Genomic DNA, 15,807 nt, shown 5'->3' with positions numbered 1-15,807 from the left:
ACGGAACAGTTTCCTGGGGCCGGGGGTTCGGCGAGGATAGTGTTCCGCTCGATCGCGCCGGAACCCGCGAAAAGAGGTCGCCCTATCGGAACGGTGATGTCCTCCGATGAGCCCTCCCGCGCAGACCCCGGGGAATGAGGGTCCTTGACCGACGAATTCAAGCCCAAGACCACCGCGGAACACCTTTTGTGGCTGCTCCACGAGCACGGCGTGGAGCACCTGTTCCTCAATCCCGGGACCGACTCAGCTCCGGTACAGGAGGCCGCGGCGGTGCTCACCGACGCCGGGGTGCCGATCCCGCGGATCATCCCGTGCACCTTCGAGTCGGTGGGGCTGGCGGCGGCCCACGGGTACTGGCAGGTCACCGGGCGCCCGCAGTGTGTGTTCGTCCACGTGGACGTCGGCACGCAGAACCTCGGCGCGATGATGCACAACGCCTTCCGCGACCGCGCCGGCGTCATCGTCATCGCCGGGAAGACCCCGTACGGGGAGGACCCGGAGTCCGCGGGCGGACGCTCCCACGTGATCCACTGGCAGCAGGACGTCCCCGACCAGGCCGGCGTCGTGCGCGGATACGCCAAGCTGACCCTGGAGATCACCCGGTCGGAGATGCTGGCGCGCGGCGTCGGGCGCGCCGTGCAGATCGCCCGCGGAGGCCGTCCCGGACCCGCGTACCTCATGATCTCCCGTGACGTCCTGATGGACCCACCCGCCGACGTGCCCGGCCGTACGTCCGGATACGCGATACCCGGTCCGGCGATGGCCGGCCGGGAGACCGCGCTCCGGATCGCCGGCCTCCTGGCCGGGGCCGAGCGGCCGCTGCTCATCACCGCCAAGACCGGGCGGCGGCCCGAGGGGTTCGCCGCGATCACCCGGCTGGCCGATCGCACGGGCATCCGCGTGGTCGACACGCCCGAGAGCGGATGCCTCAACATCGCCACGTCCCATCCGATGCGGGTGGGGTCGCCCGAGGCCGCCCGCCGTCTCGTCGCGGAGGCGGATCTGCTCGTCGTGGCCGACTGCGACGTGCCGTGGATCCCGAAGTTCGTCCACCCGCGCGGGGACGCCGTGGTCGTGCAGATCGACGCCGATCCGCTGCGGACCGACATGCCGCTGTGGTCCTTCCCTGCCGACATCTCCGTGACCGGTGACGGGGCGACGGTCCTGGACGAGGTGGCGGCGCTGCTTCCCGAGGTGGACCTGGCGGCCAAGTGGCCGGGCGGCACCGGGGAGACCCCCGCCGCCCCGGCCGCGGCCGAGGGACCCATCGCGGCGCGTGAGGTGGTCGAGGCGCTGAACGCGGTCCTGCGCGAGGACGACATCCTCGTCGAGGAGATGGTCACCAACGCGGGAGCGCTGCACGCGTTCGTCCGGCGGACCCGGCCGGGCACCCTCGCCGGCACCGGCAGTCCGGGGCTGGGCTGGGCGCTCGGCGGTGCGGTCGGCATCAAGCTGGCCTCTCCGGACCGGCGGGTGATCGCGGTCGTCGGCGACGGCAGCTTCATGTTCGCCGTGCCGACGGCCGCGCTGTGCCTGGCCGCCGAGGCCGGCGCGCCCACCCTGACGGTCGTGCTCAACAACGACGGCTACCGCGCCAGCCGGCTGCCGGTCTTCGAACTGTTCCCCGACGGCGTCTCGGCGGCGCGCGGTGACGCGGTCGGCACGCGGTTCCGTGCCGCGCCCGACCTGGCCGCGCTCGCCCGCGCGTGCCACGCCCACGGCGAGTCCGTCGACGACCGGGCCGTGCTGGTCCCGGCTCTGGAGCGCGCGCTCTCGGCGGTCGAGGCCGGACGGTCCGCCGTTGTCGACGTACGCATCGCACCGAACTGAACGACATGCCATGACCGGCTTGACAGAAATCGTCAAACAATCTGTCGACCTCGCACGGTGACTTTCGCCGCCTAATGTGGCATCCGGTCGCGTCTGCCGGTTCTGCGTTATCATCGGCGCTTCCGATACGCGAAGCCGTGGGGTTCATAATCGTGCTCGAAGTGTCAAGGATCACCCACATGTACAGCGACCGGACGACTCTCGAAGATGTCTCGTTCGAGGTCTATGGAAATGAGTTCGCCGGCGGGTGGCAGCGGTGAGGGTCGTCGTCGTCGGCGCTGGTGTCGGCGGTCTCACGGCGGCGCTCAGCCTGCACTCCGCCGGGGCCGACGTGGTCGTGCTCGACGCGGTGCGCGACCTGCTGCCGCTCGGCGTCGGCATCAACCTGCAGCCCCACGCCGTACGCGAGCTCACCGAGCTGGGTCTCGGCCCTGCGCTGGAGGCCACCGGGATCCAGACCCGGGAGATGCTCCGCCTCGACCGGCACGCGAACCGCATCGTGAGCCACGACCGAGGACGCTTCGCCGGATATGCCTGGCCGCAGTACTCCATCCACCGAGGCGAGCTGCAGATGCTGCTCTATGACGCGGTGGTCGAGCGGCTCGGGCCCGGGGCCGTACGCACCGGGCTGGTCTTCGAGTCCTACCGCGAGGACGAGGAGGGGGTGGAGGTCTCCCTGCACGCCCGTACGGGCGGCGCGCCGGTCGGTTTACGTGCCGACGTCCTCATCGGCGCGGACGGGCTCTCCTCGGCCGTACGCCGGCAGCTGCACCCCGGCGAGGGCGCGCCGCTGTGGAACGGCATCCGGATGTGGCGCGGAATCGCCGAGGCCGACCCGTATCTCACCGGCCGGTCCATGATCGTCGCCGGCTCGCACGAACACGGGCGGCTCGTGTTCTATCCGATCTCCAAGGCCGCCGAGGACCGGGGCCGCGCCCTGGTCAACTGGGTCGCCGAGGTCCGGGTGACCCCGGAGACCCGGCTCGAGACGGACGCCGCCGACTGGACACGCCAGGGCCGGCTCGAGGACGTGCTGCCGTACTACGCCGACTGGAAGTTCGGCTGGATCGACGTTCCGGGGCTCATCGCGGACTCGCCGCAGATCCTGGAGTACCCGATGGTGGACCGGGACCCGCTGCCGTTCTGGAGCCGCCGGCGGGTGACGCTGGTCGGCGACGCCGCGCACCCGATGTACCCGATCGGCGCCAACGGCGGGTCGCTGGCGATCATCGACGCGCGGGTGCTGGCCTACGAGCTCTCCCGTACCGACGATCCGGTGGACGCGTTGAAGGCGTACGAGGCCGCCCGTCTCGACGAGGCGAACTCCGTGGTGCTGGCCTGCCGGGACATGGCCGCGGACCGGCTGCTGGACACGGTCGCCGAACGCGCTCCGAACGGCTTCGCCTCGATCGAGGACGTCCTGACCGCGGACGAGCTGACCGAGATGCACGAGGCCTGGCGCCGTACGACGGACATGGACGCGGAGGCGTTGAACTCGCGCCCGTCGTGGGCTCCTCGCCGCTGAGTCACTTGGCGTCGGCGTAGCAGGCGACCGCGGTCGTCTCCATGGGGAAGCGGACCGGGGTGTCACCGAAGATCAGCCGGCGGGCCTCCGCGGCGGAGTCCTTGATGGCGCCGGAGACCGCCTCGGCGAGCGCCTCGGGCGTGTGGACGATCACCTCGTCGTGCTGGAAGAACACCAGGCGCGGAGGGTCGGCCTCGCTCCGGCCCAGCGCGGCCAGGCGAAGGCGCAGCGTCGCCAGCAGGGCCGTCGCCCAGTCGGCCGCGCTGGCCTGGCAGACGAAGTTGCGGGTGAACCTGCCCCGGCTGCGTACGGCCGCGCCGCCGCCGTCCTGCACCGCGAGCTCGCGCCACGCCTGGGACGGGGGCGGGCAGGTGCGGCCCAGGACGGAGCGCACCAACCGGCCCGCCTCGCCCGTACGGGCCGCGGCCTCGACGTATTCGTAGGCGACCGGGAAGCGGCGGCGCATGACGGCGAGCAGTTGCGGTGCCTCGCCGCTGGTGCCGCCGTACATCGCCGACAGCAGTGCGATCTTGGCCTTGTCACGCGCGCCGCCGAACGCGCCGGCCAGGGCGGCGTAGAGGTCGGTCTCACCCGCGGCGGCCGCGAAGGCACGGTCGCCGGCGAGCGCCGCGAGGACACGCGGCTCCAGCTGGGCCGCGTCGGCGACCACGAGGGTCCAGCCGGGATCGGCGACGACCGCGCGGCGCAGGACCTTGGGGATCTGCAGGGCACCCCCGCCGTTGGTGGCCCAGCGGCCGGAGACCACGCCGCCGACGACGTACTCCGGGCGGAACCGCCCGTCGCGCACCCAGGAGTCGAGCCAGGACCAGCCGTGCGCACCGTGGAGGCGTGCGAGCTCCTTGTACGCGAGGAGCAGCCCGGCGGCCGGGTGCTCGACCTCTTTCAGCACCCCGGACCGGGTGGAGGGGACCGTGACGCCCATGGCTGCGAACGCCTTGATGACCTGCGCCGGGGAGTCGGGGTTGATGCGGTGCCCGAACGCCTCGCCGATCTGGTCGGCGAGCTCCTGCAGCCGGCGCGGCCGCATCCCGGGCGCCGGGCGGGGGCCCATGAGCTCGGTCAGCAGGGAGTCGTGCACGTCGGGCCGCCAGGGCAGCCCGTCATGACCCATCTCGGCGGCGGCGAGCCCGGCCGCCGACTCGGCGGCGACGAGCAGCCGGACACCCGCCTCCGCGGCGCGGCGCTGCTGGTCGGCGTGGACGGCCACGACCGCGTCGATGTCGTCGGCGGGACGGTCGTCGAAGAGGGTGGGCGGCCCGTCGCCCGGCGCGACGTCGTCGGGAACCGCGAGCCCGCTGAGGCGGGCGTGCGCGGCCCGCAGAGAGCGTGGCTCGCCGTAGCGCCCGGCGTGGTTGAGCAGGAGCGTCTCGGCGAGCTCCAGGTCGTGACAGCGCGCGAGCCGCACGCCGGCGCGGAGCAGCCGCGGATAGACACGCGAGGTGGCTCCCCAGACCCAGCGCACGTCACCGCCGGAGGCCTCACGGCCGGCGATCGCGGCGACGAGATCGGGAACCGCCTCGGCGGGAGAAAGCGGCGCGCCGTCCTCGGCGACGGGCAGCAGCACTCCCCCGTCGTCCGATGCCTCGGCAACCGCGATCCGCACGCCTCCGATTCTGCCCGCCACCTCCGACAGTGGCGCATCCCGGCCCGGCCGGCGGACCGGCTCCGCCGCGGCCCGCTGCCGCGTCGAGGCAGCGGGGCCGCGCAGCCTCCGTGCCGTACGCGGGGCGGTCTCGCGACCCGGTGGCGATCGGATGGAGCACCTCGCGCACCACCACCGGCAAGCAGGTGTCGTCTCCGGGGCGGCCTTGGGCCTGTCTCAAAGTCATGCTGTAGCCGTGTGACGCCGCCTGGGTGGCGCCTGGGTGGCGCCACCTGGGGTTATCCACAGAACCCCGCTCTACTTCCGCCCGCCGCTGTTCCGGCTGGACAATGAGAGTGGGATGGCACCCCCGGGCGGGTGGGCTCCAGGGGGGTGGGCTCCAGGGGGGTGGGCTCCAGGGGGGTGGGCTCCAGGGGGGTGGGCTCCAGGGGGGTGGGCTCCAGGGGGGTGGGCTCCACGGCGGGTCGATCCCACGACGGGTCGATCCCACGACGGGCGGGCTCCACGACGGGCGGGCTCCACGACGGGGCGGGCCCAGACCGGGGACTTCGAGACAGGCCATAGTGGGCGTTCGGACGAGGACGGTGCGGGGGGTGACCGGCCTCGGCGGAGGCCGGTCGCCGGCTCGTCTCGGTCAGGCGGCGAGGGGCACCTGGGTGCCGGCGGGCGCGTCGCCGTACTGCTTGACGACCTTGTTCAGCTCGAACTGGTAGTACAGGACGCCGAAGCCGATGATCCCCAGCAGGAAGCCGAGGCCGCCGCTGCAGGACGGCTCCAGGCCCGCGGCCCGCTGGGCGCCCCGGATGTGACCCGCGAGCTTCACCCAGTTGATGAGCGGCCAGATGCCGAGGGTGAACGTCCCGAACAGCACCGAGCACAGCGCGAGAGCCGCGTTGACCTTGCGGCGGCGGTCGAAGTTCGCCAGCTCGCTGTGGACGAGGTAGTACCAGACCAGCCCGTAGATGCCGAGCGTGATGATCGGCAGGCCCAGCCAGGCCGCGGCCGGGTTGCGGCGCTTCATCTGGGCGCCCGACAGCGGCGCGGCAGCGGCGGGCGCCGCGGTTTCCTGCGGATACGACTGACTCACGTATGTCTCCAGAAACGGGGATCATGCCGGCCGGATCGCCGACATGAGCGCTCATCCTGGAGGGCCGTCAACGCAGGGATTCCGATTACCTACTGATCGTTATCAGGTAAGCGAAATCGTTACCTCGTCCTCGATCGGCGGGGCGATCTCGTGCTCCCGGCAGCCGGTCGCCGCGAAGCAGCGGATCCGCAGGCTCTCCGGGGTCACGTCGAGGCGGAGGAAGCTCTTGAACAGCGGCGGTACGTACGACGCCGAGGCCGGAGAGAGAAAGCGCTGGTAGACCTTACGGACCGGCAGCCGGAACCAGTTGGCCCTGTGGGGCCTGCCCGGCACGCCGAGGAGCGAGGCCACCAGGCTCGTCCGCCAGGTCACCGGTGCGTTCGTCTCGCGCTCCGGGGTGATGCCCAGGCGTTTCCCGATGACCGCGGCGGCCTGTTCGCTGGTGAGCTCGAAGAGGCGTCTCATCCGCAGCCGGCGGCCGTACATCCGGCCGTAGAACGCCAGGCAGTCGCCGCGGAGCGGATAGCACTTGAACTCGTCCTCGGTCACGCCGGCCACGTTCACCCGCGGGATGGTGTGAGTGGCGTGCATGAACGCGCCGCCGCCGCCGGAGACGACGTACTCGATGGTCCGGTCGCCGACCTTGACCGGATAATGCTGGTAGTTATGGATGTCGCCGCCGATCGCGGCCACATAGTTGCAGGCCGGGTCCCGCACGATCTCGTCGACTGTGCCGCCGCCCTCGATCGGGCCGGGATGGTACGCGCCGTCGACGTAGATCGGCTTTCCCGTGACGAGGATCTTCGGCTTGGGGCCCGCCGACACCTGCCGCAGCCACGCGCCCTGGTCCGCGTCGATGTCGCCGAGGATGCCGGTGTCGATGCCGACGATCCGGATCGGGCCCGCGTCGATCGCCCAGTACGGGCCCGGCTGCGTAGCCCGCTGCGACGGCCGGGACCGCAGGCTTTCGGCGGAGGCGAGCCGCGCCTCGTCGGGGACGTCGGGGTTCTTCCAGAGCAGCCGCCGCAACCACGCGCGGGACGGGAACTTCGGCGCGCTCTCCGGCGGCAGCTCCGGGGCGCCGCAGAAGACGCGCATGAAACCGCCGAGCCCGTCGTACCAGTCGTGGTTGCCCGGTACGGCGTAGATCGGCGCGTCGTAGCCTTGGTACGGGCGGAAGAACTTCGTGTCGTACTCGTTGATGCTTCCGGTCGGGTAGATCACGTCGCTCGAGATGACGGCGAAGCGTGTGCCCTCGCTCATCTTCAGGAAGCCGGGCACCACGGCGTACTGGGGGGCGTCGCCCTCACCCGTGTCGCCGAGGAGCATGAACGAGAACGACTCCGGGTCGTCCCGCTCGATGGTGAAGTCCGGGGACGCGCCGGCCTGGAGCTGGCGGTCCACCCAGCGGCGCCGTTCGTCGTCGGTCGGGTCGCCGAACCATCGGGCCAGGACGTCGTTGCGGGACCGCCAGAGGACGGCGGGGTTCAGCCACGACAGGTTGCGGGCCTGTCCGGGCAGGAGTTCGGCGTAGGTCCCGGGCTGTTCGCACTGCCAACCGGCACCGGTGGCCGAGTCACGTGAGGACAGAGGCGATGTGGGGGGCACGGCCGCACCGTAACAGCCGCAATAGCGGCGACGCACCGTGTTCGCCCCATTTCAGGCAAAGCACGGACGGTGCGAGCCTCGTCAGGCGATGGTCGGCTGCGTGTTGTACTCGCCGGTGCGGAACACCTCGGGGCCGGGCTGGGTCACGGCGGCCGGCGGCGGGCCGTGGCGCAACGCCTCGACGAACAGGTCCACGTGGTCGCACGGCAGCTGGAACGTGCCCTGACAGACGCCGCCGTTCCAGATGCTCAGCACCACGACGCCGGCGTCCGGGTGCCTGCTGATCCGCAGTGACCGGTCCGGCCGCTGGTTGTCGAAGAACACGTCGCCCTGCTTGGGCAGTGGATTGGCCCCTGGCATGGGGGCAAGTTTGGCCTCGGCGCCGCCCGCTGTCGAGTCCTGCCGGGAGAGACGTAGATCTCGGTCACGCCACGAAGGCCCGCGGGTCCCCGGTGGGGACGATGTCGACGCCCAGCGGCCGCAGCGACACGGGGATGAGCTTGAAGTTGGCCAGGCCCAGCGGGATCCCGATGATCGTTACGCACAGAGCGATGCCGGTGAACAGGTGCGCGATGGCCAGCCACAGCCCCGCGACGACGAACCAGATGACGTTGCCGACCGCGGTCATCACCCCGGCGTCGCCGCGGCGCACGGTGGTCTGGCCGAACGGCCACAGCGCGAAGACGCCGATGCGGAACGCCGCGATGCCGAACGGGATCGTGATGATCAGCACGCAACAGATGATCCCGGCGAAGAAGTAACCGAGCGCCAGCCAGAACCCGGCGAAGATCAGCCAGATGAGGTTGAGCAGCGTACGCATGCTCCCTGCCTTCCTGTGTCTCGGTCGTCACCAATTGAGACGAAACACAGGTGCCGAACGGTTCCGCCGATCGCCGGAACAACGGCAACGTAACAGCCTCACCGCACCCGGGTGGCCACCTTCGCGACGTTCCCGCCCTCTCGCCGGACGCGGGCACCGTCGATGGAGGCGATCCGGCTGCGCGCGACCAGCTCCCCATGGGCGTTCCGCCGGACCCGTACGGCGAACCTCGCGGTCGCGGACCTGCCCGGGGCGAGCCGCGGCATGACGAGCGTGGTGTCACGGCCGCCGGCGTACCCACCGGCACCGCCGGGCAGCGACGTGCCCGTCCGTACGACCCCGGACGGCAGCGTGTTGCGCACGGTGATCTCTCCCGGCGTGCCCCGCCCGCGGTTGGCGAGCCTGATCCGGTACGTGTACGTGCCGCCGGGCCGGACGGTGCGCGGGGCGTCGATGGTGACGCTCAGGCCGGCGGCCGGCTCGGCGTACCGGCCGGGCCGGCCGGGCCGGGCGGCGGACGGCATGGCGGGCTCAGAGGAGGCGGAAGGCGACGGCGTGTGCGAGTACGGCGAGGTCGAGACCAGCACGCGCGACCGCCGGACCGTCTTCGGCCGTGGAGTGCGCACCGATGTCCTGATCGCGGCGTAACCGGTGCGGAGGCGGTGCTGCGCGATGGGCACGTACCGGTCCGGCAGGCCACCCCTGGTGTGCCCGTTCGCGGACGCGAGTGCCGCCATCACCGGCAGCCCCACGACGATGCCGGCCACCACGGCGAGCGCGTGTTTCACAGTGGACGCCCCCGAATCACTGATCGCACCCGCAACGTATCCACCGGCGCCTCAGCCTGCGGCAAAGCGCGGGGCAAGCTTCAGGAGGCGATCACCCGGAGCGCGCCGGGGAGCACGCGGATCGTCGCGGGGAGCGTGCCGAGCAGCTCGCCGTCACCGCCGAAGGGGATCTCCCGGTCGGCCTCGACGCGGATCTCGCGCCCGCGCAGCACCTCGATCTCCGGGCGGCTGACGTGAGTGCCGTGCGGGAGCTCCCGCATGACGGCGAAGAAGCGCCGCCTGGGCCCGTGCCGGATGATGACGACGTCGAGCAGCCCGTCGTCCACCGCGGCGTCCGGCGCGACGTGCAGGCCGTACCCGTAGAACCCGGAGTTGGCCGTGACGACGGTGTACCCGCGCTCGTCCCGCGTCTCGCCGTCGACCGTGATGCGGTAGGACACCGGGCGCCAGGTGGCGATCGCGCGCAGCGGGCCGAGGTAGTACGCGAGCGACCCCGGCAACCGCGTCAGCCGGTTGATATGGACGTTGGCCACCGAGTCGACGCCGCCGTACACGCTGCCCACCACGATGTTCTTGGTGCCGTCCTCGGACTCGACCTCGATCGCGTCGATCACCTTGGGCTCGGCGGACAGCAGCAGCTCGGCGAGGCGTTCCGGCTCCTCCGGCAGCCCGAGCTGGCGGGCGAAGTCGTTGCCCCGCCCCGCGGGCAGGATGCCCAGGACCGCGTCGGTGCCCGCGAGCGCACCGGCGAGTCCGCCGACCATGCCGTCACCGCCCGCCGCGATCACGACGTGGCCCTTCTTCGCGGCCTCGCGGGCCAGGTCGCCCGCGTGTTCGAGGCTGCGGCTGTACTCCACGGCCACCTCGGCGCCCGCTTCGCGCAGCCACCGTGCGACCGGGATCAGTCGGGCGGACGGGTCACTGCCCGCGGCCGGGTTCACCACGGCGGTGAACGATCGCATGTCGATCTCCTGTCCGAAGGCCCGCGCCGGGCGAGCGGGCCTCTGCGGATCGTACGGGTTCCGTGGTCCCGGCGGCGCCTCAGCTCCGGGGAAGGAGGACGCCGGGGTTCATGATCCCATCGGGGTCCAGCCGGTCCTTCACGGCGCGCAGCGCCTCGACGCCGAGCGAGCCGGCCTCCCGTGCGAACCAGTCGCGGTGGTCGACGCCGACGCCGTGGTGGTGGCTGATCGTGCCACCGGCCTCGATGATCGCGTCGCTGACCGCCGCCTTGGCGCGCCGCCAGCGTTCGACGGGGTCCTCGCCCTGGGCGGTGACGACCGTGAAGTACAGCGAGGCCCCTGAGGGGTACACGTGGGACACGTGGCACATGACGACGGAGGACGACAGCTCGTGAGCGAGCGTGAGCCGTACGGCGTCGTACAGGCGGGACAGGTTCGACCAGAACCCCGCGGTCTCCAGTGTGTCGACGAACACCCCGACGTCGAGCAGGCCGTCACGCAGGTACGGTGCCGCGAAGCGGCCGTGCAGCCAGCTCCGGCCGGGCTCCTCGCCCTGGTGGACGCCACCGAGCGACTCCAGCACGGCGCGGACCTTCGCCTGCCGCTCGGCGACCTCGGCGGCCGTGCCGTCGTAGCCGCAGACGGCCAGGCAGCCACCGCCGCCCTGGTGCGCGCCCAGCTCGGCGGGGCGGGCCAGCCCGATCATCGTCTCGGTCTCGTCGGACAGCCGCAGCACCGTCGGCAGCGGACCGTCCTGGGCGAGCGCCCGTACGGCGGTGACCCCCTCGGACAGGGACGGGAACAGCCACCCCTCGTACGCGTGGGTCTCCGGCAGCGGGCGGATCCGTACGGTCACGTCCGTGATGACGCCGAAGGCCCCTTCGGAGCCGAGCACCAGCTGGCGCAGGTCGGGACCGGCCGCCGACCGTGGCGACCGGCCGGCCTCTATCGTGCCGCGCGGGGTGGCGAGTGTGAGGCCGAGGACCATCTCGTCGAAGCGGCCGTATCCGGCGGACGCCTGCCCGGCGGACCGGGCCGCGGCGAAGCCGCCGATGCTCGCCCACTCGAACGACTGCGGGAAGTGGCCGAGGGTGTACCCCTGCTCGTTCAGCAGCTCCTCGGCGCGTGGCGCGCGCATGCCGGTCTGCAGGGTGGCCGTACGCGAGATGGTGTCGACGCTCACCAGGCGGTCCAGCCGCCGCAGGTCGAGCGCGATCACCCCGGTGAAGTCGCCGGCCTCCGGCGTGAGCCCGCCGACGACCGAGGTGCCTCCGCCGAACGGCACGACCGCGATCCGGTGTGCGGCGCAGCGGGACAGAACCTCGGCGACCTCCTCGTGGGAGCCGGGCAGCACGACCGCGTCGGGCGCGGTGCTCGCGTCACCGGCGCGCAGGCGCAGCAGGTCGGGCGTCGACTTTCCGCGGGTGTGGCGGATCCGGCTCTCGGCGTCGGTGCGCACCTGCTCCTCGCCGACCACCTCCGCGAGGATCCCGGCGACGGGCCTGGCCGTGGGCGGCTCGATCTCGGCGAGCTTCACCGGCGGGGCCGGCTCCGCGTGCACGCCGAGCAGCTCGCGCAGGAGGCCGGTGACGGCGGCCGGCAGACGCTCGGCACGCTCCGGGTCACCCCAGCCGCTCCACAACATGTCCACGATGGGCATGGCTACCCCCTCTCAGCAGAGTTACACTGTGACATATGACGTCGATTCGTCACAAGAAGGACGCGGTCCTCGATGCGACCCGCGACTGCGTGCTCGCGGTGGGCGTCCGCCGTACGACACTCACCGACGTCGCGCGCCGCGCCGGAGTGTCGCGGATGACCATCTACCGGCGGTGGCCGGACGTGCAGACACTGGTCGCCGACCTGATGACGCGCGAGTGGGCCGACGTCGTCGCACGCGTCGCGCCCCCGGAGGACGGCTCCCCCGTACGGCCCCAGGCCGTCGCCGCGCTGGTCGCCGGCGTGGCCGCGCTGCGCGCGCACCCGCTCTTCCACAAGATCCTCGAAGTCGATCCCGACGTGCTCCTCCCCTACATCCTCGAACGGCGGGGCACGAGCCAGGACGCCATGCTGCGCGCCCTCGAGGGCACGCTGCGGGCGGGCCACCGGGACGGCAGCGTCCGCAAGGGCCACCCGGCGCGGCAGGCGCGTTCGGTCCTGCTCATTCTCCAGTCATTCGCCATGTCCGGCCACATCATGACCGGCGACGACCCGGCGCTGTCCGCGGCCGCCTTCGACGAGGAGCTGCGGCGGATTCTCGAGAGGTACCTCACTCCATGAACCGTCATCACCGGCCGCCCGACGCGGCACCACTGCCCGCCTCTCCCGAGTCCTCGCTGAACGCCGCGCGGCGCGCACGTGAGCTGGCCGAAGTCTCCGGCGGCGCGGAGGTCGACGTCCTCGTCGTCGGGCTCGGCGCGACCGGCGCGGGTGTCGCCCTGGACGCCGCGACGCGCGGCCTGTCCGTCGCCGCGATCGACGCGCACGACCTCGCCTTCGGCACGTCCCGGTGGAGCTCCAAGCTGATCCACGGCGGGCTGCGGTACCTCGCGTCCGGCCAGCTCGGCATCGCGTACGAGAGCGCGGTCGAGCGCGGTGCCCTCATGGAGCGGACCGCCCCGCACCTCGTGCGCGCGCTGCCGTTCATCCTGCCGCTGACCGCACAGGTCTCCGGTCCGGCGGAGACGATCGCGCGGGCCGGCATCAAGGCCGGCGACGTGCTGCGGATGACCGCGCGCACCCACCAGGCGGCGCTCCCCCGGCCACGCCGGCTGACCGCGGTGGAGACCCTGCGGCTGGCCCCCGCTCTGCGGTCGTACGGGCTGCGCGGCGGGCTGCTGTCCTGGGACGGCCAGCTCGTCGACGACGCGCGCCTGGTCACCGCGATCGCGCGTACCGCCGCGGCGCACGGCGCCCGTGTCCTCACGCGCTGCCGCGCTCTCAAGCTGACCGGCGAGGGCGCGGAGGTGCGCGACGAGCTGATTGGCACGGAGTTCTTCCTGCGCGCACGTGCCGTGGTCAACGCGGCGGGCGTGTGGGCGGGCGGCCTCGCCGACGGCGTACGGCTGCGGCCCTCGCGCGGCACCCACCTCGTGCTGCGGGCCGCGAGCCTGGGCGGCCTCTCCGCCGGACTGCACCTGCCGGTCCCCGGCGCGCCGGGCCACTTCGCGCTGGTGCTCCCGCAGGAGGACGGCCGGATCTACGTCGGGCTGACGGACGAGGACGCCGACGGCCCCATTCCGGACGTGCCCCAGCCGTCGGAGGCGGAGATCGGGTTCCTGCTGGACCTGCTCGACTCCGCGCTCGACGTGCCGTTGCGCCGTGCGGACGTGGCCGGCGCGTACGCGGGACTGCGCCCGCTGCTGTACGGGGCGACGGGCAGCACCGCGGACCTGTCCCGCAAGCACGCCGTGCTGACCTCGGAGAACGGTGTCGTGACGATCGTCGGCGGCAAGCTCACGACGTACCGCCGGATGGCACAGGACGCGGTCGACGCCGTGCTGGAGGGCCGCGGCCTGACCGCGGGGCCCTGCCGTACCGCGCGGCTGCCGCTCATCGGCGCCGGCCCCGCCCAGGACCTGGCCCGGCTCGTCGCACCGGCCCATCTCGTACGCAGGTACGGGGCGGAGGCCCGCGACGTCATGGCCCTCGCGACGGAGGACCCGTCGCTACTGGAGCCGGTGGCCCCGGGCTCGGCCACCATCGGCGCGGAGCTGGCCTGGGCGGTCCGCCACGAGGGCGCACTGGACGAGGGCGACCTCCTGGACCGGCGCACGCGGGTCGGCCTGATCACGTCCGACCGCGAGGCGGCACTCCCCGCCGCACGCCGGGCCCTCACGTCGGCCTCGCTGCACCGGTGACGGCGGCCCCGCTCACGGGGCCGCCGTCACCGGGTCCGGACGTCAGCCGGAGACCGGCGCTCCGGTCTTCGGGTCGAGGGTCAGCTTGCGTGCCCTCGGGTGCCAGAAGTCGAACAGGCCGCCGACTCCACGGGCACGCGCGTCCATGGAAGAGTCGCCGATGCGGCCGGCTCCCCAGTTGTCCTCGATGAACCTCAGCACCGACGTCTGCTCGGCGTACGAGTGGTCGACGTGGTTGACCCTGGAGTACGGCGAGATCGCCAGGAGCGGCAGGCGCTGGCTGGGCCCGCAGCGGTCCTGGTAGCCACCCGCGGCGTGCACCTTGCTGCAGAGCGCCGTGTCCTGTGAGGCGTCGGCCGAACCGTTGGTGACCTTCGGTGCGACGTGGTCGTACCAGCCGTCGGAGTCGTCGTAGGCGATGAAGATCGCGGTCGACTTCCACTCCGGCGACTGCTGGATCTTGTTGATCGTGCTGACGACGAACTGCTGCTCGTCCAGCGGGTCGGAGTAGCCCGCGTGCCCGTCCTGGTACTGCGGCGCCTTCAGGAAGCTCACCGCGGGCATGCTGCCGGCCTTGAGCGAGGCGTCGAAGTCGGTCAGGTCGTACTGGTGGTTGGCCTGGTCGGTACGGCCGATCGCGGCGGGCGACGACGGCGGCAGGTGCTTCTCGTTCGCCGTCGACTTGTAGTACTGGAAGGGCTCGTGGTGCGGGCTGTAGTCGACCGCGGGGATCCCGCCGACGTTCGGGTGGGTGGCGCCGCACACGGCGTAGCCACCTCCCGAGCCGGTCGGCCGGAAGCCGCCCTGGAACCAGCCCCAGGTGACCTTCTTCCGGTTGAGCAGGTCACCGATGTTCCGGCCGGTCATCACGCCGAGGTTGTTCTTGGACGTGTGGTTGGCGTCGGAGCAGTCGTCGAACGCCGGGTCCGGGTCGTTGATCATCGTGCCGACGCCGTCCTCGTCCGGCGACTGCGCGACGTAGGGGTCGGTGACCTTGGCGTGCGTGACCGGGTCGACGGCGTAGATGCCGTGGGTGTTGCCCGAGATGAGGTCGATCGCGCCGGGCGACGACGGGCCGAAGACCGTGTCCCAGTTGTTGTCGCTCATCGCGTAGTTCTGCGCGTAGTTCCACATGCCGGTGACGGTGTTGCCGTCGTAGTAGTCCATCACCAGGCCCGGCTCACCGAACAGGATCGGCTGGCCGGTGCACGTGTCCTTCTCGGTGTTCTCGACGAACTTGTCCATCTTGCCGCCGTTGACCGCCAGCTGCTCCTTCCCGTACGTGTGGTCCTGGTCGCAGGTCAGCGCCTGCTCGTGGGTCAGCCGTACGGGGTCGTACTGGTTCGGATTCTTGGTGAGCAGCTTCTTGCTCAGCCCGTTCACCTTGGGGGTGTGCCTCTTGGCGGTGAACTTCGTCCCGTCGGTGTTGGCCGCCTTCGGGTAGGTGCCGAAATAGTGGTCGAAGGAGATGTTCTCGTCGAACAGCACGACGACGTGCTTGATCGGCGTGCCCGTACGAGCCGGCGAGTCGGCGGCGGTCAGGGCGGTCGCCCCGGTCGCACCGTCTCCGCAGCTCGCGAGGGCCAGCGAACCGGCCGCCACCAAAGACGCGGCGATCATCGTCGACCGGCGTCTCTTCCACTTTCCGGGACCCATTACGCCTCCTGGCTGAATACGAAGCGACGATCATGTTGCCTGATCCT

General features: G+C 71.9%; 13 protein-coding genes. 4 read left to right on the top strand and 9 right to left on the bottom strand.

The features are described from left to right. Positions 1-144 precede the first annotated feature (144 nt). Positions 145-1,830 carry a thiamine pyrophosphate-requiring protein gene (locus FB559_RS28015; protein WP_141959213.1) on the top strand — a complete coding sequence of 562 codons (1,686 nt, stop codon included), beginning with the start codon at positions 145-147 and terminating at the stop codon, positions 1,828-1,830. Between the two features lie 247 nt (positions 1,831-2,077). Beyond that, positions 2,078-3,355, top strand: coding sequence for a flavin-dependent oxidoreductase (locus FB559_RS28010; protein WP_246122132.1), 1,278 nt, complete (start codon positions 2,078-2,080; stop codon positions 3,353-3,355). 1 nt (position 3,356) lies between these two features. Here the strand turns inward: FB559_RS28010 and FB559_RS28005 are convergent, their stop codons facing one another. The 8 genes from FB559_RS28005 to FB559_RS27970 form a co-directional block, all read right to left on the bottom strand. Beyond that, the gene (locus tag FB559_RS28005; protein WP_221640205.1) at positions 3,357-4,979 is read right to left on the bottom strand and encodes a bifunctional 3'-5' exonuclease/DNA polymerase; all 1,623 of its coding nucleotides are present in this window, start codon (positions 4,977-4,979) and stop codon (positions 3,357-3,359) included. 634 nt (positions 4,980-5,613) lie between these two features. Next, entirely contained in the window at positions 5,614-6,066 is a 453-nt protein-coding gene (locus FB559_RS28000; protein ID WP_246122129.1) for a DUF4234 domain-containing protein, read from the bottom strand. A 102-nt stretch (positions 6,067-6,168) separates the two neighbouring features. Continuing rightward, positions 6,169-7,674: a metallophosphoesterase family protein gene (locus FB559_RS27995; RefSeq protein ID WP_221640204.1), complete on the bottom strand. Its 1,506-nt coding sequence runs from the start codon at positions 7,672-7,674 to the stop codon at positions 6,169-6,171. A gap of 81 nt (positions 7,675-7,755) precedes the next feature. Beyond that, positions 7,756-8,034, bottom strand: coding sequence for an acylphosphatase (locus tag FB559_RS27990; RefSeq protein WP_141959209.1), 279 nt, complete (start codon positions 8,032-8,034; stop codon positions 7,756-7,758). Positions 8,035-8,098: 64 nt separating this feature from the next. Beyond that, on the bottom strand, positions 8,099-8,494 hold the full coding sequence (locus FB559_RS27985; RefSeq protein ID WP_141959207.1) for a YccF domain-containing protein: 396 nt from the start codon (positions 8,492-8,494) through the stop codon (positions 8,099-8,101). A gap of 98 nt (positions 8,495-8,592) precedes the next feature. Then, the gene (locus FB559_RS27980) at positions 8,593-9,282 is read right to left on the bottom strand and encodes a DUF11 domain-containing protein (protein ID WP_141959204.1); all 690 of its coding nucleotides are present in this window, start codon (positions 9,280-9,282) and stop codon (positions 8,593-8,595) included. An 80-nt stretch (positions 9,283-9,362) separates the two neighbouring features. Further along, a complete protein-coding gene (locus FB559_RS27975; protein ID WP_141959202.1) occupies positions 9,363-10,244 on the bottom strand; it encodes a diacylglycerol/lipid kinase family protein in 882 nt (293 codons plus the stop codon). Between the two features lie 79 nt (positions 10,245-10,323). Further along, positions 10,324-11,904, bottom strand: a complete 1,581-nt coding sequence (locus FB559_RS27970; RefSeq protein WP_246122127.1) for an FAD-binding oxidoreductase — start codon at positions 11,902-11,904, stop codon at positions 10,324-10,326. A 35-nt stretch (positions 11,905-11,939) separates the two neighbouring features. On the opposite strand from FB559_RS27970, the gene FB559_RS27965 reads away from it, so the two are divergent. Both FB559_RS27965 and FB559_RS27960 read left to right on the top strand, forming a co-directional pair. Next, positions 11,940-12,524: a TetR/AcrR family transcriptional regulator gene (locus FB559_RS27965; RefSeq protein ID WP_141959200.1), complete on the top strand. Its 585-nt coding sequence runs from the start codon at positions 11,940-11,942 to the stop codon at positions 12,522-12,524. Further along, complete coding sequence (locus FB559_RS27960; RefSeq protein WP_141959198.1) at positions 12,521-14,104, top strand: glycerol-3-phosphate dehydrogenase/oxidase; 1,584 nt, start codon at positions 12,521-12,523, stop codon at positions 14,102-14,104. The genes FB559_RS27965 and FB559_RS27960 overlap by 4 nt, the downstream gene beginning before the upstream one ends. 42 nt (positions 14,105-14,146) lie before the next feature. Here FB559_RS27960 and FB559_RS27955 read toward each other — a convergent pair whose 3' ends face one another. Then, a complete protein-coding gene (locus FB559_RS27955) occupies positions 14,147-15,760 on the bottom strand; it encodes a phospholipase C (RefSeq protein ID WP_141959197.1) in 1,614 nt (537 codons plus the stop codon). Positions 15,761-15,807: the final 47 nt, after the last annotated feature.

The sequence above is a fragment of the Actinoallomurus bryophytorum genome (assembly GCF_006716425.1).
Lineage (GTDB): Bacteria > Actinomycetota > Actinomycetes > Streptosporangiales > Streptosporangiaceae > Actinoallomurus > Actinoallomurus bryophytorum.
Note: the sequence above shows the minus strand (reverse complement) of the source record. Positions and strands in the feature narration are given on the sequence as shown.